This is a genomic window from Pseudomonas sp. HMSC066A08 (assembly GCF_001813025.1).
In the GTDB taxonomy this organism is placed as follows: domain Bacteria; phylum Pseudomonadota; class Gammaproteobacteria; order Pseudomonadales; family Pseudomonadaceae; genus Pseudomonas; species Pseudomonas aeruginosa.
Window position 1 is genome coordinate 373,589 of the sequence record NZ_KV811371.1, and the last position, 26,939, is coordinate 400,527.

The 26,939-nt window shown below is 64.8% G+C and carries 24 protein-coding genes and 3 pseudogenes; 12 read left to right on the forward strand and 15 right to left on the reverse strand.

The window, feature by feature from the left end; translation table 11 throughout:
- The first annotated feature begins 29 nt into the window (after positions 1-29).
- Positions 30-2,471, forward strand: coding sequence for a TonB-dependent receptor (locus HMPREF2886_RS30285; RefSeq protein WP_033974384.1), 2,442 nt, complete (start codon positions 30-32; stop codon positions 2,469-2,471).
- A gap of 195 nt (positions 2,472-2,666) precedes the next feature.
- On the opposite strand, the gene HMPREF2886_RS30290 is transcribed toward HMPREF2886_RS30285, so the two are convergent.
- The 7 genes from HMPREF2886_RS30290 to fabF all read right to left on the reverse strand — a co-directional run bounded on the left by HMPREF2886_RS30290 (position 2,667) and on the right by fabF (position 10,072).
- Positions 2,667-3,437 (reverse strand): Fic/DOC family protein, encoded by a 771-nt coding sequence (locus tag HMPREF2886_RS30290; RefSeq protein WP_070748972.1) that lies wholly within the window; start codon positions 3,435-3,437, stop codon positions 2,667-2,669.
- Positions 3,434-3,694, reverse strand: coding sequence for a hypothetical protein (locus HMPREF2886_RS30295; RefSeq protein WP_003102002.1), 261 nt, complete (start codon positions 3,692-3,694; stop codon positions 3,434-3,436). The genes HMPREF2886_RS30290 and HMPREF2886_RS30295 overlap by 4 nt, the downstream gene beginning before the upstream one ends.
- A gap of 167 nt (positions 3,695-3,861) precedes the next feature.
- Positions 3,862-4,698 (reverse strand): PhzF family phenazine biosynthesis protein, encoded by an 837-nt coding sequence (locus tag HMPREF2886_RS30300; protein WP_033976803.1) that lies wholly within the window; start codon positions 4,696-4,698, stop codon positions 3,862-3,864.
- A gap of 142 nt (positions 4,699-4,840) precedes the next feature.
- Entirely contained in the window at positions 4,841-6,595 is a 1,755-nt protein-coding gene (locus tag HMPREF2886_RS30305; protein ID WP_128688656.1) for a hypothetical protein, read from the reverse strand.
- 295 nt (positions 6,596-6,890) lie between these two features.
- Complete coding sequence (locus tag HMPREF2886_RS30310) at positions 6,891-8,276, reverse strand: ApeA N-terminal domain 1-containing protein (protein WP_070748974.1); 1,386 nt, start codon at positions 8,274-8,276, stop codon at positions 6,891-6,893.
- Between the two features lie 74 nt (positions 8,277-8,350).
- Complete coding sequence (locus tag HMPREF2886_RS35125) at positions 8,351-8,479, reverse strand: hypothetical protein (protein WP_256562615.1); 129 nt, start codon at positions 8,477-8,479, stop codon at positions 8,351-8,353.
- A gap of 324 nt (positions 8,480-8,803) precedes the next feature.
- Entirely contained in the window at positions 8,804-10,072 is a 1,269-nt protein-coding gene (fabF, locus tag HMPREF2886_RS30315; RefSeq protein ID WP_003159899.1) for a beta-ketoacyl-ACP synthase II, read from the reverse strand.
- A 108-nt stretch (positions 10,073-10,180) separates the two neighbouring features.
- On the opposite strand from fabF, the gene HMPREF2886_RS30320 reads away from it, so the two are divergent.
- Together HMPREF2886_RS30320 and pdxB are read left to right on the forward strand one after the other, a co-directional pair.
- Positions 10,181-10,687, forward strand: a complete 507-nt coding sequence (locus HMPREF2886_RS30320) for a winged helix-turn-helix transcriptional regulator (RefSeq protein ID WP_023083040.1) — start codon at positions 10,181-10,183, stop codon at positions 10,685-10,687.
- Positions 10,688-10,901: 214 nt separating this feature from the next.
- Entirely contained in the window at positions 10,902-12,044 is a 1,143-nt protein-coding gene (pdxB, locus tag HMPREF2886_RS30325) for a 4-phosphoerythronate dehydrogenase PdxB (protein ID WP_033976810.1), read from the forward strand.
- 34 nt (positions 12,045-12,078) lie between these two features.
- On the opposite strand, the gene aceK is transcribed toward pdxB, so the two are convergent.
- Complete coding sequence (gene aceK / locus HMPREF2886_RS30330) at positions 12,079-13,812, reverse strand: bifunctional isocitrate dehydrogenase kinase/phosphatase (RefSeq protein WP_023102267.1); 1,734 nt, start codon at positions 13,810-13,812, stop codon at positions 12,079-12,081.
- 135 nt (positions 13,813-13,947) lie between these two features.
- On the opposite strand from aceK, the gene HMPREF2886_RS30335 reads away from it, so the two are divergent.
- Genes HMPREF2886_RS30335 through HMPREF2886_RS30345 form a run of 3 tightly spaced genes read left to right on the forward strand, consistent with a single transcriptional unit; the run spans position 13,948 to position 15,220 of the window.
- Complete coding sequence (locus tag HMPREF2886_RS30335) at positions 13,948-14,481, forward strand: GNAT family N-acetyltransferase (RefSeq protein ID WP_003082887.1); 534 nt, start codon at positions 13,948-13,950, stop codon at positions 14,479-14,481.
- Positions 14,478-14,861, forward strand: a complete 384-nt coding sequence (locus HMPREF2886_RS30340) for a suppressor of fused domain protein (protein WP_079387594.1) — start codon at positions 14,478-14,480, stop codon at positions 14,859-14,861. The genes HMPREF2886_RS30335 and HMPREF2886_RS30340 overlap by 4 nt, the downstream gene beginning before the upstream one ends.
- Positions 14,858-15,220: a hypothetical protein gene (locus HMPREF2886_RS30345; RefSeq protein ID WP_003082890.1), complete on the forward strand. Its 363-nt coding sequence runs from the start codon at positions 14,858-14,860 to the stop codon at positions 15,218-15,220. Before HMPREF2886_RS30340 ends, HMPREF2886_RS30345 begins: the two co-directional genes overlap by 4 nt.
- Before the next feature lie 89 nt (positions 15,221-15,309).
- On the opposite strand, the pseudogene HMPREF2886_RS30350 reads toward HMPREF2886_RS30345, so the two are convergent.
- Positions 15,310-15,839, reverse strand: a pseudogene (locus HMPREF2886_RS30350) (SDR family NAD(P)-dependent oxidoreductase).
- On the opposite strand from HMPREF2886_RS30350, the pseudogene HMPREF2886_RS34470 reads away from it, so the two are divergent.
- From HMPREF2886_RS34470 to HMPREF2886_RS30360, 3 genes and pseudogenes are all read left to right on the forward strand, one after another.
- Positions 15,726-15,970, forward strand: a pseudogene (locus HMPREF2886_RS34470) (helix-turn-helix domain-containing protein); the annotation flags it as partial. The pseudogenes HMPREF2886_RS30350 and HMPREF2886_RS34470 overlap by 114 nt on opposite strands.
- Positions 15,971-16,327: 357 nt before the next feature.
- Positions 16,328-16,582: a hypothetical protein gene (locus HMPREF2886_RS30355; RefSeq protein ID WP_033972821.1), complete on the forward strand. Its 255-nt coding sequence runs from the start codon at positions 16,328-16,330 to the stop codon at positions 16,580-16,582.
- Between the two features lie 15 nt (positions 16,583-16,597).
- Positions 16,598-17,014, forward strand: coding sequence for a hypothetical protein (locus HMPREF2886_RS30360; RefSeq protein ID WP_033940339.1), 417 nt, complete (start codon positions 16,598-16,600; stop codon positions 17,012-17,014).
- Positions 17,015-17,040: 26 nt separating this feature from the next.
- On the opposite strand, the gene HMPREF2886_RS30365 is transcribed toward HMPREF2886_RS30360, so the two are convergent.
- Positions 17,041-18,663 carry a two-component system sensor histidine kinase gene (locus HMPREF2886_RS30365; RefSeq protein WP_033940340.1) on the reverse strand — a complete coding sequence of 541 codons (1,623 nt, stop codon included), beginning with the start codon at positions 18,661-18,663 and terminating at the stop codon, positions 17,041-17,043.
- Positions 18,664-18,808: 145 nt separating this feature from the next.
- On the opposite strand from HMPREF2886_RS30365, the gene HMPREF2886_RS30370 reads away from it, so the two are divergent.
- Both HMPREF2886_RS30370 and HMPREF2886_RS30375 read left to right on the forward strand, forming a co-directional pair.
- On the forward strand, positions 18,809-19,441 hold the full coding sequence (locus tag HMPREF2886_RS30370) for a response regulator (protein WP_058017821.1): 633 nt from the start codon (positions 18,809-18,811) through the stop codon (positions 19,439-19,441).
- A 69-nt stretch (positions 19,442-19,510) separates the two neighbouring features.
- Positions 19,511-19,852, forward strand: coding sequence for a hypothetical protein (locus HMPREF2886_RS30375; RefSeq protein WP_003086981.1), 342 nt, complete (start codon positions 19,511-19,513; stop codon positions 19,850-19,852).
- 15 nt (positions 19,853-19,867) lie between these two features.
- On the opposite strand, the gene HMPREF2886_RS30380 is transcribed toward HMPREF2886_RS30375, so the two are convergent.
- Positions 19,868-20,788 carry a LysR family transcriptional regulator gene (locus tag HMPREF2886_RS30380; protein WP_033976204.1) on the reverse strand — a complete coding sequence of 307 codons (921 nt, stop codon included), beginning with the start codon at positions 20,786-20,788 and terminating at the stop codon, positions 19,868-19,870.
- A gap of 204 nt (positions 20,789-20,992) precedes the next feature.
- Here HMPREF2886_RS30380 and HMPREF2886_RS30385 point away from each other — a divergent pair, with 204 nt between their 5' ends.
- Complete coding sequence (locus HMPREF2886_RS30385; RefSeq protein ID WP_070748976.1) at positions 20,993-24,280, forward strand: acetyl-CoA carboxylase family protein; 3,288 nt, start codon at positions 20,993-20,995, stop codon at positions 24,278-24,280.
- Positions 24,281-24,341: 61 nt separating this feature from the next.
- Here HMPREF2886_RS30385 and HMPREF2886_RS30390 read toward each other — a convergent pair whose 3' ends face one another.
- The 4 genes and pseudogenes from HMPREF2886_RS30390 to HMPREF2886_RS30405 all read right to left on the reverse strand — a co-directional run bounded on the left by HMPREF2886_RS30390 (position 24,342) and on the right by HMPREF2886_RS30405 (position 26,937).
- On the reverse strand, positions 24,342-25,013 hold the full coding sequence (locus HMPREF2886_RS30390) for a hypothetical protein (protein ID WP_052151910.1): 672 nt from the start codon (positions 25,011-25,013) through the stop codon (positions 24,342-24,344).
- 64 nt (positions 25,014-25,077) lie between these two features.
- A pseudogene (locus tag HMPREF2886_RS30395) lies at positions 25,078-25,439 on the reverse strand (ester cyclase).
- A 34-nt stretch (positions 25,440-25,473) separates the two neighbouring features.
- Positions 25,474-26,115, reverse strand: a complete 642-nt coding sequence (locus HMPREF2886_RS30400) for a hypothetical protein (RefSeq protein WP_039028065.1) — start codon at positions 26,113-26,115, stop codon at positions 25,474-25,476.
- 156 nt (positions 26,116-26,271) lie between these two features.
- Positions 26,272-26,937: an O-methyltransferase gene (locus HMPREF2886_RS30405; RefSeq protein WP_033976209.1), complete on the reverse strand. Its 666-nt coding sequence runs from the start codon at positions 26,935-26,937 to the stop codon at positions 26,272-26,274.
- Positions 26,938-26,939: the final 2 nt, after the last annotated feature.

Below are 26,939 nucleotides of genomic sequence, written 5' to 3' on the forward strand. Positions count from 1 at the left end.
AAAAGCCAACCCGCATAGGAAATCGAGACGTGCATTTTTCCCTCCGCAGTCGCCACCTGCGTCCTTCATTGCTCGCCAGCAGCCTGCTCCTGGCGGTGTCGGCCCAGGGCCAGGAAAAGCTCGACATGGATCTGCCCGCCGCGCCGCTCGGCCAGGCGATCAACGCCCTTGCGCAACAATCCTCGGTACAGATCCTTTTCGCCGGCGATCTCGGCACCGGCCGCCAGGCGCCCGCGCTGAAGGGGCGTTTCACCCCCGAAGAGGCATTGCGCCAGTTGCTCAGGGACAGCGGCCTGAAGGCGCAGGCCAGGGACGAACATACCTTCATCGTCGTTCCGGCCAGCGAAGCCGCCGTGCCCGCTACGCAAGCCCGCAGCGAACCGCTGGACATGGAGCAGATGGAAATCACCGCCTCGCGCACCAGCAGCGACCTGGTCTCCGCCACCCGCCAGTCCACCGTCATCGAGCATGCCCAACTGGAGGAGCTGCGCCAGGGCTCCGACAGCCTGGCCACCGTGCTGGCCAAGGCGGTGCCGGGGATGTCCGATTCCAGCCGCACCATCACCGAATACGGCCAGACCCTGCGCGGGCGCAGCATGCTGGTGATGGTCGATGGCGTGCCGCTGAACACCAACCGCGACTCCTCGCGCAACCTGGCCAACATCGACCCGGCGCTGATCGAGCGGATCGAGGTGATCCGTGGCAGCAGTGCCATCTACGGCAGCGGCGCCACCGGCGGGATCATCTCCATCACCACCCGTCCGGCCGGCGGCGAGAACCGCGCGGAAACCCGCCTCAGCGCCACCTCGCCGCTGACCCGGCTGGGCAGCGATGGCCTCGGCGGCCAGTTCCAGCAATACTTCGCCGGCTCCCTGGGGGCGCTCGACTATTCGTTCGACTTCGGCACCCGCCACGTCGGCGCTTCCTACGACGCCCATGGCGACCGCATCGCCCCGGAACCCAGCCAGGGCGACCTGTTCGACTCGAACGTCTACAACATCGGCGGCAAGCTCGGCCTGCGCATCGACGAGAACCAGCGCGTGCAGCTCGCCCTCAGCCACTACGACGCCCGCCAGGACACCGACTACGCCACCGACCCGAGGGTCGCCAGGCTGCCGCCGGGCTCGGTCCCGGCCAACGCGATCAAGGGCCTGGAGCTGGACGAGCAGAACCGCATTCGCAACACCCTGGCGAACCTCGAGTACGAGAACCTCGACATCCTCGGCAGCCGGCTCTCCGCGCAGCTCTACTACCGCGACTATTTCACCCGCTTCACTCCGTTCGACGCCCGCGCCGTCTCCACCCGCGGCGGCAACGTCGACCAGATCATGCAGAACAGCGAAGTGTTCGGCAGCCGCCTGACCCTGCGCACGCCGCTGGGCGAAAGCGGCAATACCGAACTGGTCTGGGGCGGCGACTACAACCAGGAACGCAGCGACATGCCGCTCGACGTGTTCGACCCGGCGGCCTACGACGCCAGCGGCGGGCTGGTCTTCGACAAGATCGGCAAGCTCACCTACATGCCGCCGCTACGCACCCGCAGCGCCGGCGCGTTCGCCCAGTTGCAGCATCGCTTCGACGAACACTGGTCGATCGACGGCGGCCTGCGCTACGAATACTCCACCGCCGAATTCGACGACTTCATCCCGCTCTCCGAGTCCAAGGCCGCCTCGCCGGTGACCGTCAAGGGCGGCGACCTCGACTACGACGCGGTGCTGTCGAACCTCGGCATCGTCTATTCGCCGGTGGCCGGCCAGGAAATCTATGCCTCCTTCAGCCAGGGCTTCCAGTTGCCCGACGTCGGCATCCAGCTGCGCAACGCCCGCCGTGGCTTCGATATCGGCTCGTCGAACCTCGAACCGGTGAAGACCAACAACTACGAACTCGGCTGGCGCGGCGCCATCGGCGACAACACCCTGGGCAGCCTGGCGCTGTTCTACACCACCTCCAAGCTGGGTGACGTGCAGAGCTTCAACAACGGCCTGATCCTCACCCGCACCAAGGAGCGCATCTACGGCGTCGAGGCCAGCGCCGACTGGCTCAGCGACGACGAAGTCTGGGGTGCGGGCGGCAGCGCCACCTGGATGCGCGGACGCGAGAAGCCGGACGGCAAGGACTGGCAGGACATGACCGGCTACCGCGTGCCGCCGCTTAAGCTGACCGCCTACCTGCAATACAAGCCGGATGCCGACTGGAACAACCGCCTGCAGGCCACCTTCTTCGACTCCAAGGACTACCGCCTCGACGGCGTGGAAAGCTTCGGCCGGCGCCAGGTCAGCACCTACACCACGGTCGACCTGGTCAGCCAGTACCGCATCACCCCCGACGACCAGTTGAGCCTGGGCATCCAGAACCTGTTCAACCGCGACTACTACCCGCTCTACAGCCAGCTGCTGCGCAACAACAACAACACCAGCCACCTGCCGGCGCCGGGCACGGTGCTGACGGCGAGCTATACGCACAACTGGTGAGGGGAGGGCGGAGCCACCGGGCCTGGGCGGCCCGGTGGGGGGCTGGGCCGCAGCGTCGAGGGCTGCACGCCTTCGGAGAGAGGACGGTTGGGGGCGGGTTCTTGCGGGGCGGCAGCTACCGGCCAATTGCGCTCAGTGTGCCGGGCACTCCGGGCCTGGATTACGCGAAATCCCATACCTCCTCCGGCCTGGAACTCAGGGCTCGGAGTCGGGTGTGGCATCTTTGGCTGGGTAGGGATGCTCGGCTTGATACACCGCATAGACTTTCTGAACCTCGGGATCATCAAGGTTCTCGTAGGTAATGTTCTCACCATCCATACCATCGAGTCCGTTGATTTGCCCGATGATCTCAGGCCACTGATCACGGCTGTGGATAGGCACAACGAATGGGACAAGGTAGCGGTCCAGGTGACCCTTGCCAGGATTGTGAATCTCATCGTCCAGGGCCTGGAGATAGTCGTCCTTGCGTGTGCTGGCCCAGTCGATGGCAAAGCCGGCTCGATAACTGAGCTCCATGTAGAACAGCAGAATCGAGCGTCCCTTGCCGTCTAGAAAGGGATGCGCAAAGCAAAGAAGTCCCATGACCTCACCGGGCTTCTGCATGAATCCCTGCTTCTTGCTCGCCAGGCTCAGGGCATAGTCCACCGCGCGTTCGATTATCGCGGGACTTTCGAAGAAGGTACGTCTGGGAGCGCCCTTGGGACCTTTCCAGACAGAAAGATGAGGGACCAGCTCGAGACGGTCACGCCCGGCCCAGGGGTAGAATTTCTCGAACAACAACCTGTGTACCTGCAAAAGGGCCTGGTAGTTCAGGTCCTTTGCGCGTTCGAGATAGGAAAGGGCTTCATCGAGCCCCATTTCGAAGGAGAAGTGTTCGTTTTCCTTCACTTCCGCCGGATCTTTCAGACCCAAGCTGTTGCGCAGGTAGCCAGTCGTTTCGAAGTCACCAAAGGGATCGAAACTCATCCACCAGGTATCTCTTTCGCCTTGCGCTTCTCGATGACGTAGCGGCGCTGGAGATCGAACGCCTGGGACTTGCTTAGTGCGCCTTTGCGCTTGAGGTTGATCAGCATCTGCTCAACGCTATCGAGAGATACCGAGTCGCCGGCCAGGCACGTGATGGTGAGCGCCATCCGGCTCAGACCATCGCGCTCCGCGCTAACGCCATTGGCCTGGGCAAGTCTCTGAATTTCGGTTGCGACTAAGCCTTTGCTCTTTTTCATCGCTAAACCTCTTTCCATTCCGCAACTTTAGCATCAAAGCCATACATACGCGGGACCGCTCGACAGTACGAACTCGGGCTGCCCCAGCACGTCAGTGTCGCGGCACGCATCCTCCAGCCCTGCATCGAGTGTCCGCTCACGACCGGTTTTGCCTGCGACGAATGGGCTCAGAACACGACCCGCCCCGACATGCCCGGCTGTACCTCACCGCCGATCCAGATATCGCCGCCGACCTGCTCGACGCTTATCCGCCCCCGGCGACCCAAGGCCGTGCCCTGGCTCGCCGTGTAGCGCCCGGGCATGACTCCCGTGCCGATCAGCCATTGCGCCAGGCTCGCGTTGAGGCTGCCGGTGACGGGGTCTTCATTGAGCTCCTCGCCCATGAAGGCGCGCACTTCCACATCCGCCTCCGCCTGGGGACCTTGCCAGGGCGCGACCACGCCCACGTTGAGCCCGTCGAGCTTCGCGTAGTCCGGGCGAATGGCCAGGACCTCGTCACGCGTGGCCAGCCGAACGGCGACCCAGCCGGGTCCGTTGTCCACCCATTGGCTGCCGCGTACCTGCCCCGGGGACAGGCCAAGCCCGCTCTCGATCCGTCGCAACACCTCGTCTTCGACCGCTCCGCCACGAAGCAGGGGAGGCGCCGCGAACGACAGCAAGGCGCCCTTGCGGCGGATGCGGATCAGGCCCGCCAGACACTCCTGGACGATCTCGTCAGCAGCATTGCCGCCCCCCTGGTTCAGCCAGACCTGGCAGCTCCCCAGCGTCGGATGCCCGGCAAAGGGCAACTCCCGCAACGGGGTGAAGATCCTCACGCGATAGTCGGCTTCGGCAACGGTCGGCCGCAGCAGGAAGGTCGTCTCGCTCAACTGGGTCCAGGCGGCGAACTCCAGCATCTGCCGGCTGCTCAGGCGGTCGGCGCCAATCACCACGGCAACGGCGTTGCCTTTGAAGGGCTGTTCGGAGAAGACATCGACTTGCTCGAAGGGTAACGAAACCGGCATGGGGCCTCCTGAAGTTATTGCGGGGGAGGATAGGGCAGGGGGCGGATGTCTGAAACCGGGGTGCGGATTTTCGGGGGGGCTTGGGGTCTCTCGTAAGAGGCCGCAATCGGCCAGAAGCGGTCGTTGGTAGCAGGCATTCCTCTCAAATCAGCTTGCAAATGACATTCAGATCGCCATAAACGAATTGCGCGCTGGCCCTGCAGTAGATGTCGTAGTGATCAGCCAATTGCGCACCATTCTGCGGATTACTTAAGTAGGCGTTGATTAGTTCTCCCGGCTGGTGCAAGCACGGCTTGCTCAGGACATGCCCCTCAGTGAGTTCCTGATCCCTGCGGAGCTGTATGCGTCCGTCGCGCAAGATGTTCCGGAGTAGGTTCCATTCGTAGAAGAAGATACCGTCTAGCTCATAGAAGTTGAGAAATGGGATGTTGTGTAGCAGGATAAAGTAGCTGTTATGCGCATGCGCATTGGCCAAGCCGTGGCTACTGAGTTTTTGCCTAATGCTGTCATCGGTGAGGTTATCTCTCAGTACTGCGAGCTGCTTGGCGAAGCCCTTACGGAACTCGGGCTCGAGAAAGAGTCGGCATTTCTCAGAAAGATAGGTAGGAAGATTCGATAGCCGATACTTCACCTGAATAAAGTAATAAATATCATCTTCTATATCATGAAGAATAAGGTCTATGTCGTAACCCTTAATTTTCGATTTGTTGCCCGGCTTGAACTCGCCATGGATCTCGAACCGTGGGTCGTTGAGATTTCTGATGTAGTTGACAATGTAGTCCGTCTCGAAACCGATACCGAGTGCCCCTCTGAAATCCTGGCCCCTACCACTCGGCGCCACGTCCCCCAGTAACTGCCCTACGAACTTTCTCAATCCATATTTAAAACTTAACGTACCCCGTACATAGGTATTGCCCTTGTACTCGATGAAGCTGCTGGCCGAATTTAGGGTCAGTGCCCGCTCCGACAGAGCGGCGTTTATCATGCTGATAGTCGCCGGACTCACACAGCTTTGCAGCTCAGCTTCAGGGGTGATGCGCTCACCTAGCAGTGCGCGCAGTTCAAGATGCGCAGCGAAGTAGACAATCTCGCACAGATACTGATACTGGGGGTGCCGGGTTATGTCCGCAGAGAGATAGTTGGCGTGTATGGACAGGCACTTGTCGAGGGTATAGGCGATCAGCGGTTCGCGAGCCGGAGGGGGTAAATGCCCCAGCTTATTTAGTAGCAGTGCCATGTCGAGAAAAGTGCGTATATCGCTAATTTTCGAGTTGGCTTCGCAGATCTCCGCTAGCCAGTACCCTTTTAGGCGACGCTGGAGCTTAGCGGTAGGCACGATAGACAGTGTTTTCCCCTCTAGCCTGGCGGTCATGAGTCCGTGGGCCATGAGGAAATACACCTCGCTCAGGTAGTAACACAGCCATAGGTTAGCGTTACTCAGAATGGCCAAGTTATGCTCAGCGCGAAGCTGCAGGTTCTCGGCAATCCTGTTGCAGGTATACTCGAGATTGGCCCAAGTGTTGGCCTGGATGAAGGCATTGAGTATTGCAAGCCGCTCGCTCGAGTCAGCCTCGTTCTCAACCAGCGTAATATCTATTCTGAAGTATTTGTTCAACTGATCGGTGAACCGATGCATGGTGTGTTCGTTGAGGGAAACACTGTCTTCAAAGAGGTTCTGGGGCAATGTTCTCTTCGCCTCCGCCAGGCCGGCTTTCAGCTTATCCAAGACAAGCCACTGAACCTGCTCGGAACAAATGAAGCGACGAAAGGCTGGCACCTTATAGAGCATTCGGGTAAGCCGATTTGGACGCTTTCCTTCCGCATGCAAGGCATCGAGAGTTGCTAGGGGATTATGCAAAAAGGCGAGAAGCTGCGGGTCTACATCCTCATAAATCATGGTTGGTGCCTTAGCTGATACTTTTTGTGGATTTGGTGGGGCAGCGCTCGCGGTTCAGAAGCAATGAGGCCATCGCGCCGGGCATCTGACATACCACGGACCAGTGGATGCCACGAGCCCTGACCAGATCAAGCGACTGGGCAATGCAGTGCTTAACTACCGGTTTCCAACCGCATTGTATGTAGCGAAGACTCTCGTGCTTGGTCCCGCCGTGCCTTAATTGGAGGTTCGTGTCCGACAACAATTCTAGAGTGACCGGCAGCTTCCGGCCAATAGCGGACCATCGCTGGAAGCATCAGCCATCTTCATCGATGTTGATTGCAGTTCGTAGGAGGCGAGCAAGGGCATCGACTTTCGCTAGATTCAGGGCCTCCTCAACTGTGAAACCCAAACGAACCACGACGCAGAGCGTAAACAAGACCTGCAGTCTAAAGGTGAGTGCTACCAGCGCAGCTCCTTTCACCGCCTTTTTAGAACCATTGGCATCATAGTGTGCGTGGTAGTTTCTAGTATTCTTGGTCCCTTTAATGATCTCGGCGACCGCTTGTTCTCCTCCGAAGACAGTCAAGTAGGGGGAAAACATGTGCTCCAGCCGCTCTGCTAGAGTGATTTCGTTTCCAAAGTGTAGCTTCTGTTCCAGCCAATTTTTATCAGCTTCCGGACAGCTCTCGATAATTGACGAAATCTTCTTTTTATATTCAGCTTTTGGCCATTTGGTGGTGTTTGAAGTACGCCGATGAAACGCTTCCAACGCTTGGGCCATGGAAATGAATTTGGTATCTATGTAGGAGTGGGCGTTGTCTTGGACCAGATAATAGTGGTGCAATGCAGGCCCTAGGTTGTCGCAGTCCCGGAGCCAGTTGGATAGCATAGACTGCAGGCGAGGACCAATACTTGCGTGGCTTAGAAGCATATCTGGGGCGCGATACGGTTTTCCCTCTCGCTGGCTTGGGTAATTCAAACTCCGGAAGTAGACCGATAACCATTGATGAAGAGGATCAAGCACTGGATCATCGAGTCTTGCCATAAGCGAGTGAATGGCCACTGGCCGCCCAATAGAAAATGCAAAGAATCTCGCTATTCGGTGAGACAGCCCAATGAAGTAGTCAAATGGCTTCGATTCTGGCGGAGTGATCTGAATATAGGCTTGATGGAAAAGTTCCAGGGGGGGGAATTTCCTTCCTCCCGGAATCTTTGCATCTAAGAAGAGCTTGAATTGGGTGCCGTCTGGGAGTTTGAACTCCACCGGAGTGGGGATATCAACAGAGAGCGTGAAATCCTCGAACTTATCTCCAATCTCGAATTTGAAAGCAGACCTGTTCCACCACTCGCTTAGGCCATCCACACCAAACCGCATCGAAAGAAATTTTCCCGGTTCTTCCATTCCGACACCAACGAAAGCCATATGCACTTCGATACGTGACGTAGCCAGCCCCCCAGGAAAGGAGACGTTTTTCTTTCGATAGCCACATTCCTCAAGGGTCACGTAGCCCCCTTCGACTATACCTATCAAACGACCGATCTCCATTTCCTCAAAGGAGGTGAAGGCCGAGTCATCGGCAGTGAGCTCCAACTCGACTCTTCCTCCATCGGAGATGGTCAGAACACCGGGGTGCTTCTTTTCGCTGTCTGCGGGGCTGAAGAAGAGACCTCTTTTAACGATCGGCTCTGCGACGTACATGGCAAGCTCCCTTTGAAAGATTGTGCTGGCACTCTGCCTGATTGTAAGCGTCTGACCAAGTCACCTTCCGTGACTCATGCAGGCACCCATTGATGCGATTCAACTTGATCGAAAGCCATTTCAGCCATTGGTGTATTAAGAAAATCAGAATCAATCTCTTTTCCCGCAGTAATTATCAAATCCCGGCCAGAAGATTTAGGCATTGCCGAATTCCTTGCAAATCCCTGTTGATCTCATCTTAGTGATTTCAGCCTGAAAAGCCCGAAGGAATAAATTTTGGAGCCAAAAACTCTATTATTCTGCATACACATTAGGGGGTTATGGTTGAATGTCCACTTCTGGCCGAAAGTGGTTATTGAACGCCCACTCCACAAGCAATTTCCCGCCCCCACGAATCCAGATCGCGCCTACAGAGCGTCACGACGCAGTTACAGCATCAGGAAAACCCACACGCGCTGGGGCATGCGACATGAGTGGCTTCCCCTCCGCCAGCGTGCTCAGGAGCGCCTGGCGGAGGGCCGGCCGCGCTACACCCAGCGCCGGAACAACAGGCTGGCATTCACCCCACCGAAGCCGAAGCCATTGGACAGCGCATGTTCCATCGGCCAGCGCCGGGCTTCGCCGCGAACCAGGTCGAGGCCCTCGGCGTCGGTGTCGGGCGTTTCCAGGTTGAGCGTGGCGGGGGCGAGCTGGTCGCGCAGTGCCAGGACCGTGAAGATCGCCTCGATGCCGCCGGCGGCGCCCAGGAGGTGGCCGGTGGCGGATTTGGTCGCGCTGATGGCGAGCCCGCTGCCGGTGCCGAACACGGCCTTGATGGCGGCCAGTTCGCCCTTGTCGCCTACCTGGGTGGAGGTGGCGTGGGCATTCAGGTGCTGCACCGCGGCCGCTTCCACGCCGGCCTGGCGCAGCGCCTGCTGCATGGCCCGGCGGGCGCCGCTGCCATCTTCCGGCCCGGCGGTCATGTGGTAGGCGTCGGCGCTGGTGCCGTAGCCCACCAGCTCGGCGATGGGCCTGGCGCCGCGCGCCAGGGCGTGCTCCAGTTCCTCGATGACCAGTAGGCCGGCGCCTTCGCCCATGACGAAGCCGTCGCGGGCCTGGTCGAAGGGGCGCGAGGCGCGCTCGGGGCTGTCGTTGAAATCGCTGGACAGGGCGCGCGCGGCGGCGAAGCCGGCCAGGCTGACCCGGTGGATGGTCGCTTCCGCGCCGCCGCAGAGCGCCACGTCGACCTCTCCCGCGCGGATCATCCGCGCCGCGTCGCCGATGGCCTGCACGCCCGCCGCGCAGGCGGTCACCGGGGCGCCCAGCGGTCCCTTGAAGCCATGGCGGATCGACACATGGGCGGCCGCCATGTTGCAGAGAAAGGACGGGATGGTGAAGGGCGACAGGCGTCGCGGCCCCTTGCCGTCGGTGGTCCGCACCGCTTCGGCGATGGCATGGAAGCCGCCCACCCCGGAGGCGATGACGGTCGCCGTGCGCTCCTGCGCCTCGGCGCTCTGCGGCGCCCAGCCGGCCTGCGCCAGGGCCTCTTGCGCGGCGGCCAGGGCGAAGAGGATGAAGCGGTCCATCTTGCGTTGTTCCTTGGCGGCCAGCAGCAGGTCGGGATCGAAGCCGGCCTGCGGGTCCCGGGCACGGTCGGGGACCTGGCCGCCGATGCTGATGGGCAGGTCGCCGATCAGCTCCGCCGGGAGCGTGGCGATGCCCGATTGCCCGGCCAGCAGGCGTTGCCATATGGGTTCGACTCCGCAGCCCAGCGGGCTGACCGCGCCCATGCCGGTGACGACGATACGTTTGCTCATGAGGGTCCGAGTCCTTCTGTTCCGTTGGAATAGCAGTCAGTGGACGTAACTATCATCATGAAAGTAACATGCGGACCAGCACTTTGTGAGCCTCGCCAAGGAAGAACCATGCAACGCAAGACCTTCGCCGATGCCGAATGCCCCATCGCCCGCAGCCTGGAACGGGTCGGCGAATGGTGGAGCATCCTGATCATGCGCGATGCGCTTCAGGGCCTGCGCCGCTTCGACGAATTTTCCCGCAGCCTGGATATCGCGCCGAACATGCTCACCCGGCGCCTGAACGCGCTGGTGGAGGCGGGCCTGCTCGAACGCCAGCCCTACAGCCAGCGTCCGCTGCGCTATCAGTACGTGCCTACGGCCAAGGGCGAGGATTTTCGCCTCGTGCTCATGGCTTTCGTCGCCTGGGGTAATCGCCACTATGCAGAGGAAGGGCAGAGCGTGCAGCTCGTCGAGCGAACAAGCGGGCGGCCGGTGCGCTCGTTCCTGGCGGCTCTCGCCGATGGCCGAACGGTACCGCTGGAGCAATGCACCGTGCAGGCCGGGCCTGCCGCCAGCGAGGAAATGCGCCAGCGCCTGGCGGCCATGCCGGAGCGGAGCGAGCTGCCGGCTCGATGAACGGGCTCCCTGGCGTACGCCGCCTGGTCGAGGAGGCGGACGAGGCGTTCGCGGTTCTGTTCCTTGTAGCTGGCCATCGTTCGCGGTCGTGGTTGGGAAAAACGCGATCGTCGAGGCTTGCGCATGACGCTCGCAGGTCCGCCTCGCGAGCCGTTCGGCAACACCGCGAGCCCTCGGCCTGCTAGAGTGTGCAGCCTCGTTCGCGGAGGTCTGCATGCGTATTCTCGCCGATGAAAACATTCCCGTGGTCGACGCCTTCTTCGCCGACCAGGGCTCCATTCGCCGCTTGCCCGGGCGCGCCATCGACCGCGTGGCACTGGCCGAGGTCGACGTGCTGCTGGTGCGCTCGGTCACCGAGGTCAGCCGCGCGGCGCTGGCCGGCTCGCCGGTGCGCTTCGTCGGCACCTGCACCATCGGCACCGACCACCTTGACCTCGACTACTTCGCCGAGGCCGGCATCGCCTGGTCCAGCGCGCCCGGCTGCAACGCCCGCGGGGTGGTGGACTACGTGCTCGGCTGCCTGCTGGCGATGGCCGAGGTGCGCGGCGCCGACCTGGCCGAACGCACCTATGGGGTGGTTGGCGCCGGGCAGGTCGGCGGGCGGCTGGTGGAGGTGCTGCGCGGGCTGGGCTGGAAAGTGCTGGTCTGCGATCCGCCGCGCCAGGCGCGCGAGCCGGACGGCGAATTCGTCTCGCTGGAACGGCTGCTGGCCGAGGCCGACGTGATCAGCCTGCACACTCCGCTGAACCGCGACGGCGAACACCCGACCCGCCACCTGCTGGATGAACCCCGCCTGGCCGCCCTGCGTCCCGGTACCTGGCTGGTCAACGCCAGCCGTGGCGCGGTGGTCGACAACCAGGCCCTGCGCCGCCTGCTCGAAGGCGGCGCCGACCTGGAAGTGGCGCTGGACGTCTGGGAAGGCGAACCGCAGGCCGACCCCGAACTGGCCGCGCGCTGCCTGATCGCCACTCCGCACATCGCCGGCTACAGCCTGGAAGGCAAGCTGCGCGGCACCGCGCAGATCTACCAGGCCTACTGCGCCTGGCGCGGCATCGCCGAACGCGTGAGCCTGCAAGACGTGCTGCCGGAAACCTGGCTCGCCGGCCTGCAGCTCAACCCCGGCTGCGACCCGGGCTGGGCGCTGGCCACGCTGTGCCGCGCGGTGTACGACCCGCGCAGCGACGACGCCGCCTTCCGCCGCAGCCTGACCGGCGACAGCGCCACCCGCCGCGCCGCCTTCGACGCCCTGCGCAAACACTACCCGCCGCGCCGCGAGATCACCGGCCTGCGCGTCGCCACCGGTGGACAGGCGGAGTTGCAGCGGGTGGTGCGGGCGCTGGGGGCGCAGTTGGTCTAGGGGCGTGCGGCTGGGTCGATTCCTGTCTCCGCACCTACCCGAGCAACTGCTCGGGCGTCTCCTGCCGCCGATAGGGAAACACGTCGATCACCTTGCCCTCGCGGATCTGCTCCTGCAGGCCCTGCCAGTATTTGGCGTCGTAGAGGTTGCCGTGCAGCTTGGCGAATAGCCGGCGCTGGTTGAGGTCGACGAACAGGAAGCGCGGGAATTCTTCCGGGAACACGTCGTTGGGCCCTACCGAATACCAGGGCTCGGACGACATCTCGTCCTCGGGGAAGCGCGGCTCGGGGATGTAGCGGAAGTTCACCTCGGTGAGGTAGCAGATCTCGTCGTAGTCGTAGAACACCACCCGGCCATGGCGGGTCACGCCGAAGTTCTTCAGCAGCATGTCGCCGGGGAAGATGTTCGCCGCCGCCAGTTGCTTGATCGCCAGCCCGTAGTCGTTCAGCGCCTCGCGGGTCTGTGCCTCGCTGGCGTTCTCCAGGTAGATGTTCAGCGGGGTCATGCGCCGCTCGGTCCAGCAGTGGCGGATCAGCACCACGTCGCCTTCCATCACCACCGTCGACGGCGCCACTTCCAGCAGCTCGGCCAGGCACTCCGGCTCGAACTTGCTTACCGGGAAGCGGAAGTCGGCGAACTGCTGGGTGTCGGCCAGGCGTCCGACCCGGTCGTGGTTCTTCACCAACTGGTACTTCTGGATCACCGTGGCGTGGTCGACGCTCTTCGACGGGTTGAAGCGGTCCTTGATGATCTTGAACACCGTGTTGAAGCCGGGCAGGGTGAACACGCTCATCACCATGCCGCGCACGCCGGGGGCCATGATGAAGCGGTCGTCGGTGGTCGCCAGGTGGTTGATCAGGGCGCGGTAGAACTCGCTCTTGCCCTGCTTGTAGAAACCGATCGAGGTGTACAGCTCGGCCAGGTGCTTGCCCGGCAGCAGGCGCTTGAGGAAGGCCACCAGCTCGGCCGGCACCGGCACGTCGACCATGAAGTAGGAGCGGGTGAAGGAGAAGATGATCGAGACTTCCGCCTCGTCGGTGATCACCGTGTCGAACTGGATGCCGTGGCCCTCGCGGTGCAGCAGCGGGAACACCAGCGGCCACTGCTCGTCCGGGGTGAACAGGCGGCCCACCAGGTAGGCGCCCTTGTTGCGATAGAACACCGAGCCGATCAGCTCGATGGCCAGGTCCGGGTCCTTGCACACCCAGTCCGGCAGGTTGCTGTGCAGCAGTGCGTCGATCCGTTCGAGGTCGCGCTCGCGGTCGTCGTAGGGCACGTCGAAGCGGTAGTCGTCGAAGATCTTCTCCAGCGCCTGGCGCAGGTCGCCGCCCGGCCGGTAGGTGCGGGTGTAGGGCGCGCGGGCGTGGGCGCGCAGCGAGGGCCGGGTGGTGTGCACGAACATCGTGCCGTCGCTGATGTTGTCGTGGCTGAACAGCCCGCAGAAGATCGAGTTGAACCAGGTCTCGGCCAGCTCGTCGTCCAGCCGCAGGTCGATCTGCGCGATGTAGGCGCTCTTGATGATCGGCCAGCGCTCTACGTCCAGCAGCTCGCTGTCGGCCAGCCCCGCGCGCAGCCCGGCCACCGTCTCGGCGACCTTTTCCTCGTAGAGGTTGATCCGCTGCGCCGAGGCGCGCTGCGCTTCCTGCCACTGCGCCTGCTCGAAGCGGGCACGGGCGCCGTCGGTGATCTCGCGGAACTGCTCTCGGTAATCGTCGAAACCGCGCAGGATGAGGGCGGCGATTTCGCTGGCTGGGGCGCTCTGGACCATGCTGGCGTCCTTTCGTTGTTCGAAGGTCGAGCTTAGCCAGAGCCGCGCGGCAGGGAAAGCGCGATCTCCGACCGGCTGGTCGAGCCCGGCGCAGACGCTTATGCTGGGTGGCCAGACAGCCCAGGGATGACCGCAATGACCGCCGAATCGCCGACGATCCGCCTCGAACGCTACAGCGAACGCCACGTGGAAGGCCTCACCGCCCTGTACAACGACCCCGCCGTGGCCCGCCAGGTCCTGCAGATGCCCTACCAGTCGGTGGAGCAGCGCCGCAAGCGCCTGCACGACAGCGCGGACGACGACCGCCTGCTGATCCTCGTCGCCCTGCACCAGGGCGACGTCATCGGCAGTGCCAGCCTCGAACAGCACCCGCGCATCCGTCGCAGCCACAGCGGCAGCATCGGCATGGGCGTCGCCGTCGCCTGGCAGGGCAAGGGTGTCGGCAGCCGCCTGCTCGGCGAACTGCTGGACATCGCCGACAACTGGATGAACCTGCGCCGCGTCGAACTCACCGTATACACCGACAACGCCCCGGCGCTGGCGCTGTATCGCAAGTTCGGCTTCGAGACCGAAGGGGAGATGCGCGACTACGCGGTGCGGGATGGGCGCTTCGTGGATGTGTACAGCATGGCGCGCTTGCGGAGGGTCGAGGGGCGGGTGGGAGAGTGAGGGGGCGGGAGCGACGAGAGGTTGCGGAGCGGCGCGACCTCCAGACCACCCAATGGCTCGCCGGGCTTCCGTTCCACGACAGGTTCGTCCTGGGCTTCGGGCATACGGTTCAGTTCGGCATGCCGATCTTCGAGGGTGGGCACCTGCGCCATTTCCTGCTGCTGAATACCCTGGTGAAGATCGATGCGCGGCTGTTCGACGATTTCCACGCGGTAGCTCATCCCGTCGACCTGTTGTGGATCGTGCCGCTTTCCGAACGGGAATACCGGCTCAAGCGCGAACAGGGAATCGATGGATCGATGCCGGTCTTTGCGGAAAACGCGCATCCGGTGACAGTGGACAAGCAGCGCGGCTGTTATCTGGGAGGCGAGGGCGCATGACGAAGGATCCTGCGACGGACAGCGGCCTGAACGTGCGCCTGGTCGCCGCGTTCGCCGGCTGGAAAGGCATTCCCTGGCTGTGCTGGGCCCACAGCGACCTGTCCCCGCGGCTGGTCCTGCATGCGGACCGTGTCGAGTTCCGCGTCATCCGCACGCGCTCGAAGCCGTATTCCAGTATTTCCCGGGTGGACTACCGGAAATGGCACTACACCGAGAACATCGTGCTGGAGTTCACCGACTCGCTGACGACCTTCATCGGCAATACGATGAACCCCGCCACGGCACGGCAGGCGATTCGGTACTTGCAGGAAAAGGGCTGTCCGTTGTCGGAGCGGGCCAGCAACCTGGCCATGGCGTAGGGCGAATAACCGCAGTGCGGTTATCCGCCGGTTCGGCGTGGTATCGGCGGATAATGTCGTGGAATTATCCGCCTACGACTTTCCAGACCTCATCCATCCGTCGACCGCGTGACCTCTTCCCACGCCGCGATTTCCTCCTCCAGCGCCTTCAGCTTCTGCCGCACCAGCCCCAGTGCGGCGCTGCCCAGCAGCAGGTGCGCGCGGCCTTGCGCGGGGCGCCCGGTTGCTTGCCGCTCTTTTCCTGGCGCGCCGGGCGGAGCGGGTCGAAGAGCGCGTCGTAGTCGGCGATGGTGCGCGGGCTGCGGACCATCGAGCGGCCGGCCCAGTCGGTGCGGAAGGAGCCGGGGGCCACGGCGGTGACGGCGATGCCGAGGCTGGCCACCTCCTTGCCCAAGGCGTCGGAAACCCCCTCCAGGGCGAACTTGCTGCCGCAGTAGTAGGCGATGCCGGGCATGGTGATGTAGCCGCCCATGGAGGTGATGTTGAGGATTCCCCGTAACGGAGTCATCGCCATGAGGCGATCACCCAGGCCTCGCCGATGCAGTACCAGTGCCCGCGCCTGCATCAGGCGCGTCTGCTGATGGTGCGCCAGGGCATGAGCGCCCAGGCCGTCTGCCATGCGGTCGGCTACGCCAGCGCTTCGCAGTTCAACCGCGAATTCAAGCGTCTGTTCGGCCGCTCCCACTGGCCGAGGCCTGGCGCCTGCGCGCGGGTTTCTCGCTGCCGCCGGCGCAGGGGGCGGCGGAGTAGGTGTCGTCGCATTAGTGGGGAGCGGACGCTGAGGTGGGCCCTTGCCATAGAAAATCGGCCTAGTGGCGCCCGGATGGGTTCGGACGAGGAAAAAGGAACGGATCCAACCGGTCAGGCAACACTTTTCAGCTCCACTACAGGCAGATTGAGCTCGGACGACATGACCCCGCCGCGTTGCAAGGCCTGCCACACGCTTCGACGGGGCTGCTTTGAAGTGGCTGCGTGGTGAAGGGCCCGGACCGAACATAGTACCTCTGTGCTATTCGAGCTTCTTCGCCGCGACGCTATAGTCCCGCCCTTGATCCCCGCGTTTCGCGGAAACCGGTTGTGCAGGACGCACGTTACTTGGAAGGAACCATGACTCGGCAATCCGTACTCGCCACCGGCCCGGAGGCCCGCGATTGGTGGCGCTTCGGCAGTGGCGACGAGCCGGCGCGCGAGTCGTTCTCTGCCGGTGGGCGTTCGCTTGCGGCGTCGAGGAAACCTGCCCCCGCACAGCGCGGAATGGCCGTGGCCGAGCAGGCGAACCGCGCGCAAGCGTCCGGGCAGGACGCCGCGCCGGGCCTGCGAGCCTTCGACCTGCTGCCTGGCAACCCGCCGAAGAACCCCTAGACACGGAGTCAACCCATGCGCCGGATATTCATCGCGCCGTTACTGGCGTCGCTTTCCCTGGGCGGCTGTATCCAGATGGACACGCTGCCCGAGGTCTATGCCCGCAGCCAGTGGAAGGGCCGCTCAGCCGAGGAGGCGATAGCCTTCTTCGGTACGCCGCAGAAGATGGAGCGCACCGCCGACGGGTCGCAGGTGGTGATGCAGTGGTACACCGACACCAGCTATTCCCGCTATGAAGTGGTGGGCTCCAGCTCGGAGATGCAGGGCAACGTGATGGTGAACACCAACTACTGGGATACCGTCAACCACCCCAATCGCTGCATCATTTCCGTCACCGTCGACAAGAGCAAGCGGATCACCCAGTTCGAGGCCGACGACGGCGAGTTGCTGCTGTCCCACGGCTGCGCCGGCATCAAGTACGGCCCGCCGTAGGCCTGCGCTCCTCGACCTGGCTTGTCTCAGGAAGCCTGGCTGGCGGCCACCGGGCGCTCGCGCAGGGCGCGCAGGGTGGCGCGCAATTCCGTGGGGCGCACGGGCTTGGAGAGCAGGGCGATGTCGGTGTCTTCGACGCTGGCCTGGATACGCTCGATGTCGTGGCCGCTGATCACCAGCGCCGGTATCGCCTCTCCGCGTTGCCGCCGTACCCGCTCGATGCACTCGACGCCGGAGGCGTGGGGGCCGAGGTCGTAGTCGACGACCAGGATGTCGCAATCGGTTCGCCAGCCGTCCGCCTCGGTTTCCGCCTGGACCGTACAGCCCCAGCGTTCGAGCAACGCCGAGGTGGCGCGCAGGACGTTGCGATCATCTTCCACCAGGCACACCCGCAAGCCGGTGAGCAGGCCGGCCTGCAGGGGATCGTCGCGGCGGGGCAGGGCTTGCGCGGCGACCGCCGGCAGGCCGTGCAGGGTCACCGCGGTGCCGCGTCCGACCCGCGAGCGCAGCGTCACCTCGATCCCGGTCAACTGCCCCAGGCGGCGGACGATGGACAGCCCCAGGCCGATTCCCTCGACGTCGCGGTCGCGCGTCTCGCGTACCCGGTAGAACTCCTCGAACACCCGCGGCAGGTGTTCCTCCGCGATCCCCCGGCCCTGGTCGTAGATGGCTACGGCCAGGCCGTCGCCTCGCCGCCGCACGCCGATCAGCAGCGGGCGCTCGGCGGCGTACTTGAGGCTGTTGGAGAGCAGGTTCTGCAGCATGGTCGACAGCAGCCCCGGATCGGTTCGCGTCCACAGGCGGCAAGGGCGCAGGCGCAGTTCCACCCCGGCCCAGCGCGCCGCCTCGGCGTTGCGCCGGACCAGGTCGCGCAGCAACTCGCCCAGGTGGACGTTCTCCTGCTTGGGCTGGAGCCGGCCGTTGTCGAGGGTGTAGAGATCGAGGATGGAGCGGAACAGTTGCGAGACGTTGAGCAGCGAGCGGTCGATGTTGTCCACCAGGCGCCGTTCCTCGTCGCCCAGGCGGGCGTCGCGCAGGCAGGCGGTGAACAGGCCGATGGAGTGGATCGGCTGGCGCAGGTCGTGGCTGGCCTGGGCCAGCAGGCGCGATTTCTCCTGGTTCGCCTGCAACGCTTCCTCGGTGGCCTTGCGCGTGCGCTCCAGCAGGAGGTGCGCGTAGAAGGGAATGACGGTACTGGTGGTCATCAGCATCAGCACCATGAACGGCCGAGCCTGCCAGGCCGGGGTCAGTCGATAGATGACCAGTAGCGCGAGCAGCGCCAGGGCGGTGGCGATGGCCAGGTAGCGCGAGCCGTAGCGCATGCCGTTGCCCAGGTTGATCCAGACCATCACCGCGTACAGCGGCAGCGCCGCCTCGCCGCCCACGATCAGGCCGAACGAGGTGCCGGCGTAGTCGTGCAGCATGCAGAAGATCCGCCGCGCCGGGTAGTGCCCCGGCCAGCGCACGATGGCCTGGCGCAGCAGTATGGAGGCGATCAGGAACAGGCCGTAGTAGGCAACGATCGGCAGGTAGGTCTCGACCTTCAGGCCGGGCAGCAGGCCGATCAGCACTACGTAGAGGATCGCGCAGGTGGCCACGATCAAACGCAGATTGGCCTGGTCCAGCTCGGTATTCTTCTCGAACTTCATGTGCACCTCCGTGTGCATGGGAGCGCCGCGCGCCTTTTCCTCTGTTTCGCCCCCTTCGTCACGAAGACGGACGAAGGGTGGGCGCGGCGGTAGCGGGCTAAGGTAGCATGCGCGGCGGAAACTGCGACTCCTGGAGACTACAAGAATGACTGGCCGCATCATCGTCGCCGATGATCATCCGCTGTTTCGCGAGGGCATGCTGAGTATCCTCCAGCGCCTGCTGCCCGAGGCCAGGATCGAGGAGGCCGGCGACCTCGCCGGGGTCCTGCGCCTGGCTGGCGAAGGCGAGCAGCCCGATTCGCTGATCCTCGACCTGCGTTTCCCCGGCCTGACCCGCATCGAGATGCTCGCCGACCTGCGCCGCCGCTTCCCGCGCACCACCCTGATCGTCGTCTCGATGGTCGACGACCCGCAGCTCATCGGCGAAGTGATGAACGCAGGGGCCGACGGCTTCCTCGGCAAGAGCATTGCGCCCGAGGAACTCGGCCAGGCGATTCTGGCCATCCGCGCCGGGGAAGTGCTGGTGCGCTATGAACCCTCCGGCCTCCTGCCGCTGCAGCCCAGCCCGCGCCTGGAGGGGCTCACCGAGCGCCAACTGGATGTCCTGCGCCTGCTGGCCCAGGGCAAGAGCAACAAGGAGATCGGCCGCGCCCTGGAGATTTCCCACTACACGGTGCGCATCCATGTGTCGTCGCTGCTGCGGGCGCTGGACGTGCCGTCGCGGACCGCGGCGGCGGTGAAGTACCGGGCGCTGCTGGGGCAGGGGGATGCGGAGTAGCACCATGGGTGCGCCGAGGCGCCGGGGCTGTTTTAATGGCGCACTCTCCATGGCCAAGGAAACGGACACATGCGTAGCCCGCTCGCCACGATCGCCTGCGCCTGCCTGCTGCTCGGCGGCTGCTCCAAGTCCGCCGAGGACAGCGCCAACCCGTTGCTGGGCAAGGATGCCGAGTGCCTCGAACTGTTCGCCCGCAGCAATGCGCTGTACTGCGACATCCGCGAGGACGAACGCGAATCCCAGGCGAAGGGTACGCCGCGCCGGCACACCGACTACGAGGTAGCCGATGCCGCCTACCTGCTCAAGGCCACCGGGGAGCGCTGCGCGATCGATACGACCTATGTCACGGAGTGTTCGGCGAAGGCCGGGCAGTGGCTGCAGAAGGCCCGCGCCAAGGCGGCGAAGCCCTAGTCGCAGCGCCCGCGCTCAGCGCAGGCGCGTCGCCAGCTCCGCCAGTTCGCCGCGCAGCCAGAGGCTGCCGGCTTCGTCGTCGGCCTGGCGCGACCAGTAGAGATTCAGGGTCACCGCTGGCAGGGCCAGCGGCATCGGCAGCAGGCGGTTGCCCAGGCCGCGGTTGATCAGTTCGGCGTAGCCTCGGGTCAGGGTTAGCAGGTAGCCGCCCTGGGCCACCAGCAACGCCGCCGACAGGTAGTGCTGGCAGCGCTGGCGCACCTGGCGGGTCAGGCCGAGGTGGCCGAGGGCCAGGTCTTCGATGCAGATGCCGCGTCGCCGCGAGGTCACCGCGACATGGTCCGCCGCCAGGTACTCCTCCGCACTCAGGTCGCCGGTGAAGCCCGGCCCGGCCATCACGCACAGGCTGTCGTCGAGCAGGTGCTGGCGGCGCAGGGCGGCGTCGGTGGGCCGGGCGATCTCGATGGCGAGGTCGATGCGTCCGGCGCCCAGTTCCGCCTTCAGGTCCGCCCAGTGCAGGCTGTTGCAGCGTATCTCGATGCGCGGCGCGGCCTGGCGCAGGTGGCCGAGGATCGCCGGGAGCACCAGCGGCTCCAGTTGCTCCGGCATGTTCAGCTGGAAGGTCCGCGCGTCGCGCCGAGGGTCGAACGTCTGGCAGCGATTCATGCTGCGGTGCAGGCCGGCGAGGGCGTCATGGATGCCCGGCGCCAGTCGCTCGGCCAGCGGTGTCGGCGCTACCCCGCGTCCCTGGCGGACGAACAGCGGGTCGCCGAGCTGGTCGCGCAGGCGCGCCAGGGCGTGGCTGACGGCCGACTGGCTGAGATGCAGGAGGCCCGCCGCGCGGGTCAGGTTGCGTTCTCGATAGACCACTTCGAAGACCCGGAACAGGTTCAGATCGAAACGGCTGAGGGGCGACCATTCATGTGGCTGATTCATGTTTGCGCGCGCCTGTCTGGGGAAGGCGCCAGCCTAGCAGGCATGCTCGCCGATAGAACCATGCATAGGCTTCATGGATGGCGATGAATAAGCCTCAGTTCTGCCGCTTCCTTCGGCTGCCTAAGATGCCTGCGACTATGACCCACGCGCCGCCGGGCCAGCCCCTTTCGCCGGCCGCCTGACCCGCTCCCCGGAGAACCTGCCGTGACCGCTCCCTTCAACGCCTTGCTGATCGCCAACCGCGGCGAGATCGCCATTCGCATCGCCCGCGCCTGCGCCGACCTGGGGATCCGCTCGGTGGCGGTGTTCGCCGAAGACGATGCCGCTTCCCTGCACGTGCGCAAGGCCGATGTCGCGCTGCCGCTGGCCGGCCGTGGCGTGGCGGCCTATCTCGACATGGATCGGCTGGTCGCGCTGGCCCTGGAGCAGGGCTGCGAGGCGATCCATCCGGGCTACGGTTTCCTCGCCGAGAACGGCGAATTCGCCCGTCGCTGCCAGCGCGCGGGCATCCACTTCGTCGGGCCGCAAGCGGAAGTGCTCGACGTGTTCGGCGACAAGGCTGCCGCGCGTGCCCTGGCCGAGCGCCTGGAGGTGCCGCTGGTGGCCGGGATCAACCGTGCGGTCAGCGTCGAAGAGGCCGAGGCGTTCCTGGAAGGGCTGGGCGATGGCGCCGCGGTGATGCTCAAGGCCCTTGCCGGCGGCGGCGGGCGGGGCATGCGCGCGGTGGAGGAGGTCGCGCAACTGGCCGATGCCTACCGCCGCTGCCGTGCCGAGGCGCAGGCGGCGTTCGGCCGGGACGAGTTGTACGTCGAGCAACGGGTGGCACGGGCGCGGCACATCGAGGTGCAGGTGCTCGGCGACGGCAGCGGTGCGGTCAGCCACCTCTGGGAGCGCGATTGCAGCCTGCAACGGCGCCAGCAGAAGCTGCTGGAGATCGCTCCCAGCCCGGACCTGCCGGAGGCCACCCGCGAGGCGCTGATCGACTGCGCCCAGCGCATGGCCGGCGCGGTGCGCTATCGGGGGATCGGTACCTTCGAATTCCTGGTCGACGAGGAGCGCCCCGGGCGCTTCTATTTCATGGAAGCCAATCCGCGCATCCAGGTGGAGCACACCGTCACCGAGGAAGTCACCGGGGTCGACCTGCTGCATGCCCAGTTGCGTCTCGCCGCCGGTATGGAGCTTGCTGCCCTCGGCCTGGAGCGACCGCCGGCGATCGGCGGCTGCGCGGTGCAACTGCGGATCAACCTGGAGACCCTGGCGGCCGACGGCAGCGCCCGTCCGGCGGTGGGCACTATCGGCGCCTACGAACCGCCGAGCGGTCCCGGCCTGCGGGTGGACGGCTACGGCTATGCCGGCTATCGGGTCAGCCCCAGCTACGATTCGCTGCTGGCCAAGCTGGTCGTGCGCGGTGTGGATTATCCCGCCGCGTTGCGCCGGGCCTACCGGGCGCTCTGCGAGTTCCGCCTGGAGGGCGTGGCGAGCAACCTGGACCTGCTGCGCAACCTTCTGCTGCATCCGGCGGTACAGGCCAACCGGGTCGACACCCGCTTCGTCGAAAGCCACCTGGAGACACTGCTGGCGCCTATCCCGGCGAGCCATCCGCGGCTCCGCGCCGAGTGCCCGCTCGCCGAGGACGCCGCGCCTGCGCGGGTCGAGGCGCCACTCGGCAGCCTGCCGCTGCCTGCGCCGAGCAGCGGGGTGCTGGTCGCCCTGGAGGTGTCCGAGGGCGAACGGGTGCGTGCCGGCCAGCGCGTCGCGATCCTGGAAGCGATGAAGATGGAGTTCGAGGTCAAGGCACCCGGCGGCGGTATCGTCCGGCGGCTCGCGGCGAGCCTCGGCGAGCCGCTGGAGGAGGGCGCCACGCTGCTGTTCGTCGAACCGACGGAGGATGACGACGAGCAGGCACCGACCGAACAGGCGCTGGACCTGGCGCATATCCGCGCCGATCTCGCCGAGGTACTCGAGCGCCAGGCAGCGCTGGGCGACGAGCGTCGTCCGCAGGCGCTGGCCAGGCGGCGCAAGACCGGACAGCGTACCGCGCGGGAGAACGTGCTCGACCTGCTGGACGAGGGCAGCTTCAGCGAATATGGCGGTTTCGCCCTGGCCGCCCAGCGTCGCCGGCGCTCCGCCGAGGAGTTGCTGGAGCTGAGCCCCGCCGATGGCCTGGTCGCCGGCACCGGTACGGTGGGGGCCGCCAGCTTCGGCGCGCAGGCCGCGCGTTGCCTGGTGCTGGCCTACGACTACACGGTGTTCGCCGGCACCCAGGGGGTGATGAACCACAAGAAGACCGACCGCCTGCTCGGCCTGGCCGAACAGTGGCGCTTGCCGCTGGTGCTGTTCGCCGAGGGTGGCGGCGGGCGCCCGGGCGATACCGATTTCGTCGGCGTCGCCGGCCTCGATTGCCATACCTTCGTCGGCATGGCCCGGCTCTCCGGGCTGGTGCCGCTGGTGGGAGTGGTCTCCGGTCGCTGCTTCGCCGGCAATGCCGCGTTGCTGGGCTGCTGCGATGTGATCATCGCCACCCGCGACGCGACCATCGGCATGGCCGGCCCGGCGATGATCGAGGGCGGCGGCCTGGGCCGTTTCGCCGCCGAGGAGGTCGGTCCGACGGGCGTGCAGGGGCCCAACGGAGTGATCGACGTACTGGTGGCGGACGAAGCCGAAGCGGTCGCGGTGGCCAAGCGCTACCTCGGCTATTTCCAGGGCCCGCTGGCCGACTGGAGTTGCGCCGACCAGCGCGAGTTGCGGCACCTGGTGCCGGAGAACCGCCTGCGCGCCTACGACATCCGCCAGGCGATCGAGGTCCTGGCCGACCGGGACAGCGTGCTGGAATTGCGGCGCCAGTTCGCTCCCGGCCTGGTCACCGCGCTGCTGCGCATCGAGGGCCGGGCGTTCGGCCTGATCGCCAACAACCCTGGCCATCTCGGCGGCGCCATCGATGCCACGGCCGGCGACAAGGCCGCGCGCTTCATGCAGTTGTGCGACGCCTTCGACGTCCCGATCGTCTCGCTCTGCGACACCCCTGGCTTCATGGTCGGCCCGGAGGCGGAAAAACAGGCCACGGTGCGCCACGTCTCGCGGATGTTCGTCAGCGCCGCCAGCCTGACGGTGCCGTTCTTCACCGTGGTCCTGCGCAAGGGCTATGGACTGGGAGCCCAGGCCATGGCGGCGGGCAGCTTCCATTCGCCGCTGTTCACCGTCGCCTGGCCCAGCGGCGAGTTCGGCGCAATGGGCCTGGAAGGCGCGGTGCGGCTGGGCTTCGCCAAGGAGCTGGCGGCCGAGGAGGACCCCCAGCGGCGCGAGGCGCTGTTCCGCGGTATGGTCGACAAGGCCTACCGCAACGGCAAGGCGCTGAACATGGCCAGCTACCTGGAGATCGACGCGGTGATCGACCCGGCGGAGACCCGCGCCTGGCTCCTGCGCGGCCTGGCCGTCGCCGGAGAACCGGCGCCGAGGGCGGGGCGCAAGCGGCCGTTCGTGGATACCTGGTGACGGTCGAGGCTTCCTGCGAAGGACGTCCTGGCTATGATGGGCCTGCACAGGTTTTTGCCGGTTAAAGCTGGTTCAGCATCGTCCGTAGATCGTTGTTCGCCTGTCTGGGGTTATCGGTCCAGGCAACCGTTTTGTTCAGGCGCTTGAGTTCGTTTATGAAACGCTCCAGGACATCGGCATCGGCGTCTACGTGGAGGTAGAGTTTGCGGAGCGTCTGTTCTCGAGGTTTCTGGTTCGCTGCCAGTTGCCTTGGACCGATGAGATATATCTTGTCCGCATCGTCTATTGCACGGCGGAGTTCCGGATGGCTGAAGGCCGCTCTGTGTTCTCTGCAATGCTCCTGCAGTTCCGCCAGGTTCAACTGTTGAGGAATACTGGCGTTGAGTTCTTCCAGAAACCTCTGGATGTCGAATGGATTGTCTGTTCCTCCCTGAATGCCCAGCTCTTCCCGAATGTAAGTCTGGTGTTGTCCGGTCAGGTAGATCGTGTAGGCGTTTTCCTCAGGCGAGCGCAAGGAATGTCGCCCATACATCTTTATCCTGAGCATTCGGGACGTACGAGCCAAGTAGAGGAAAAGCTGGTCCTTGGAATCGTCGGTTTCGGAGAAAAACATCATGAAAACGAAGATGCCGCGCCCGTTCCGTACCTCGAATACCAGGGTCTGCCTATCGTTTTGTCGTGCCGCGATATAGATGTTGTTGATGCGATTGAAGTCAAAGGAAATCGTTTCCACGGGTTTCTCCTATCGGTTTTGCGCGAGCCGTTATCTGTTGAATGAAAAACTATCGATCTCACACCTACGCGGCGATCGCCGCCTTGTCTATCACCGACCAGACTCCGGCGATGTGGCCGTCTTCGAATTCATAGAAGACGTTCTCGGCGAAGCGCACCCGCTGGCCGTTGACCGGGATGCCGAACAGCTGGCCGCCGGGCGTGCAGTCGAAGCGCAGGCGGCAGGCGAGCAGGCGCTCGATCTCGAAGCGCAGGTCGGCGGTCGCCAGGAAACCGCCCTCGAGCATGCGCCGGTAGCTTCCAGTCCTATCTGTACGTCGTTGTAGTGCATCCGGTTGTGGACGAAGTCGGCCAGACGCGGCCAATCCTGGCGGTTTAGGCAGTCGAGGTAGGCTCGGTAGCGTTCGGCCAGTTCGTCGCGGGTCATGCGGGCCTCCTTCGCCAGCGAAAGAATCCCGACCCTAGCTGACCCGCGCCGCGCGTCGGGCCAGGCTCCAGGCGAGCAGCAGGAGGCCGCCGGCGACCAGACTGACGATCCAGAACCGCAGCGGCTCGACGAACCAAAGGGCGGTATGGATCAGCGCCAGGTAGGCGAGCACGATGAGGGTCAGGAGCAGGCGCTGGCGACGCTCGGTGGCGAACAGGGAGCGCTGCATCCAGTACAGCGGGACCACCACGAAGGCCACCAGGGCGGCGATCCGGGCGTTGACCGCGACGATCTCGCGGGCGCCTTCCAGGGCTGCGCCCGGGATTAGGAAGTAGGCCATGATCCCGGCGGACATGCCGAGGATGATGAAACCGGCGGACAGGCCGACCTCGCTGATCGGCACCAGCAGCTTGCGCATCGCCCAGTTGGCCGCAGCCCTGCCTTCGTCCAGGCCGAGCAGGCAGGCGGCCAGGCAGACCAGCAGGAAGCCGCTGGTGGAGATGATCAGGAAGGCGCGGATGGAGAAGGGCTCGAAGATGATCGCCTGGAGGTCTTCCCGCGAGGCGCCCTGGCTGGAGTAGCTGCCGAGGAAGAACGAGGAGATCAAGCCGTAGAGGAAGAACACCCAGAGATCGTTGAACAGCGGCTTGAACGGTATCGGCGTGTACTTTTCCATGGCTTTCCCTCGGGCAAAAACGCGTCCGAGGGTAGCGAGGCCGCCCCCGGCCAGGCAATCGCCGGGACGCTGCGTGGCCGTTCGGGCGGCGGCGCTCGCGGCCGCCGCTGGCCGGGCCACGCGCGCCGTGGCGGAGTGCCTGTGTCGGCTTTTTCCTCAGCCCAGGCGCATGGACAGCTCGACATCCTCGGCGAAGGGCGTCGACAGGTAGCCGTTGGCCGGCGAGCGGACATGGGCCAGGTACTCGGGACTATGCTCGGCGTTGTCGGCGATAACCAGCGCGCCGGGGCGCAGGCGGCTTTCCAGCAGGGCGAGGACCTCCGGGTAGAGCGCCTTGGCGCCGTCCAGCAGGACCAGGTCGATGGTGTCCGGCAGGTCCTTGGCGAGGGTTTGCAGGGCGTCGCCCTCGCGCAGTTCCACCAGGTCGAGCAGCCCTCCGGCGGCCAGGTTGCGCCGTGCCCGCTCCGCCTTGGAGGGTTCGAACTCGCTGCCGATCAGGCGGCCACCGCCGTTGTCCCGCAGCGCCGCGGCGAGGTGCAGGGTGGACAGACCGAAGGACGTGCCGAACTCGACGATGCTGCGCGCCGAGCTGCTGCGCGCCAGCATGTAGAGCAGGCTGCCGGTTTCGCGGGAGACGGGCAGCGCCAGATCCTTCAGGCGGCCGTAGAACTCGCGGTATTCGGTCTTGCTGCCCATGAGGCGCTTCAGCTCGGCCTCAGAGAGGTCGGCGAGGGCGGGACTGTCGCCCGGTGCGCTGGCTTCGGCTTCGGCGAACAGGCGTTGCAGGAGATCGGCGAGCGGGGCGTTGGTGAGGGTATTCATGG

Bases quoted from the DNA above. Each gene is read 5' to 3' on its own strand.
- HMPREF2886_RS30365 (WP_033940340.1), bottom strand. From the start codon at position 18,663: ATGAAGTTCGAGAAGAATACCGAGCTGGACCAGGCCAATCTGCGTTTG.
- aceK (WP_023102267.1), bottom strand. From the start codon at position 13,812: ATGGTCCAGAGCGCCCCAGCCAGCGAAATCGCCGCCCTCATCCTGCGC.
- HMPREF2886_RS30305 (WP_128688656.1), bottom strand. From the start codon at position 6,595: ATGATTTATGAGGATGTAGACCCGCAGCTTCTCGCCTTTTTGCATAAT.
- HMPREF2886_RS30310 (WP_070748974.1), bottom strand. From the start codon at position 8,276: ATGTACGTCGCAGAGCCGATCGTTAAAAGAGGTCTCTTCTTCAGCCCC.
- HMPREF2886_RS30370 (WP_058017821.1), top strand. From the start codon at position 18,809: ATGACTGGCCGCATCATCGTCGCCGATGATCATCCGCTGTTTCGCGAG.
- HMPREF2886_RS30380 (WP_033976204.1), bottom strand. From the start codon at position 20,788: ATGAATCAGCCACATGAATGGTCGCCCCTCAGCCGTTTCGATCTGAAC.
- HMPREF2886_RS30405 (WP_033976209.1), bottom strand. From the start codon at position 26,937: ATGAATACCCTCACCAACGCCCCGCTCGCCGATCTCCTGCAACGCCTG.
- pdxB (WP_033976810.1), top strand. From the start codon at position 10,902: ATGCGTATTCTCGCCGATGAAAACATTCCCGTGGTCGACGCCTTCTTC.
- HMPREF2886_RS30400 (WP_039028065.1), bottom strand. From the start codon at position 26,115: ATGGAAAAGTACACGCCGATACCGTTCAAGCCGCTGTTCAACGATCTC.
- HMPREF2886_RS30320 (WP_023083040.1), top strand. From the start codon at position 10,181: ATGCAACGCAAGACCTTCGCCGATGCCGAATGCCCCATCGCCCGCAGC.
- HMPREF2886_RS30290 (WP_070748972.1), bottom strand. From the start codon at position 3,437: ATGAGTTTCGATCCCTTTGGTGACTTCGAAACGACTGGCTACCTGCGC.
- HMPREF2886_RS30345 (WP_003082890.1), top strand. From the start codon at position 14,858: ATGACGAAGGATCCTGCGACGGACAGCGGCCTGAACGTGCGCCTGGTC.
- HMPREF2886_RS30355 (WP_033972821.1), top strand. From the start codon at position 16,328: ATGACTCGGCAATCCGTACTCGCCACCGGCCCGGAGGCCCGCGATTGG.
- HMPREF2886_RS30335 (WP_003082887.1), top strand. From the start codon at position 13,948: ATGACCGCCGAATCGCCGACGATCCGCCTCGAACGCTACAGCGAACGC.
- HMPREF2886_RS30295 (WP_003102002.1), bottom strand. From the start codon at position 3,694: ATGAAAAAGAGCAAAGGCTTAGTCGCAACCGAAATTCAGAGACTTGCC.
- HMPREF2886_RS35125 (WP_256562615.1), bottom strand. From the start codon at position 8,479: ATGCCTAAATCTTCTGGCCGGGATTTGATAATTACTGCGGGAAAAGAG.
- HMPREF2886_RS30375 (WP_003086981.1), top strand. From the start codon at position 19,511: ATGCGTAGCCCGCTCGCCACGATCGCCTGCGCCTGCCTGCTGCTCGGC.
- fabF (WP_003159899.1), bottom strand. From the start codon at position 10,072: ATGAGCAAACGTATCGTCGTCACCGGCATGGGCGCGGTCAGCCCGCTG.
- HMPREF2886_RS30300 (WP_033976803.1), bottom strand. From the start codon at position 4,698: ATGCCGGTTTCGTTACCCTTCGAGCAAGTCGATGTCTTCTCCGAACAG.
- HMPREF2886_RS30360 (WP_033940339.1), top strand. From the start codon at position 16,598: ATGCGCCGGATATTCATCGCGCCGTTACTGGCGTCGCTTTCCCTGGGC.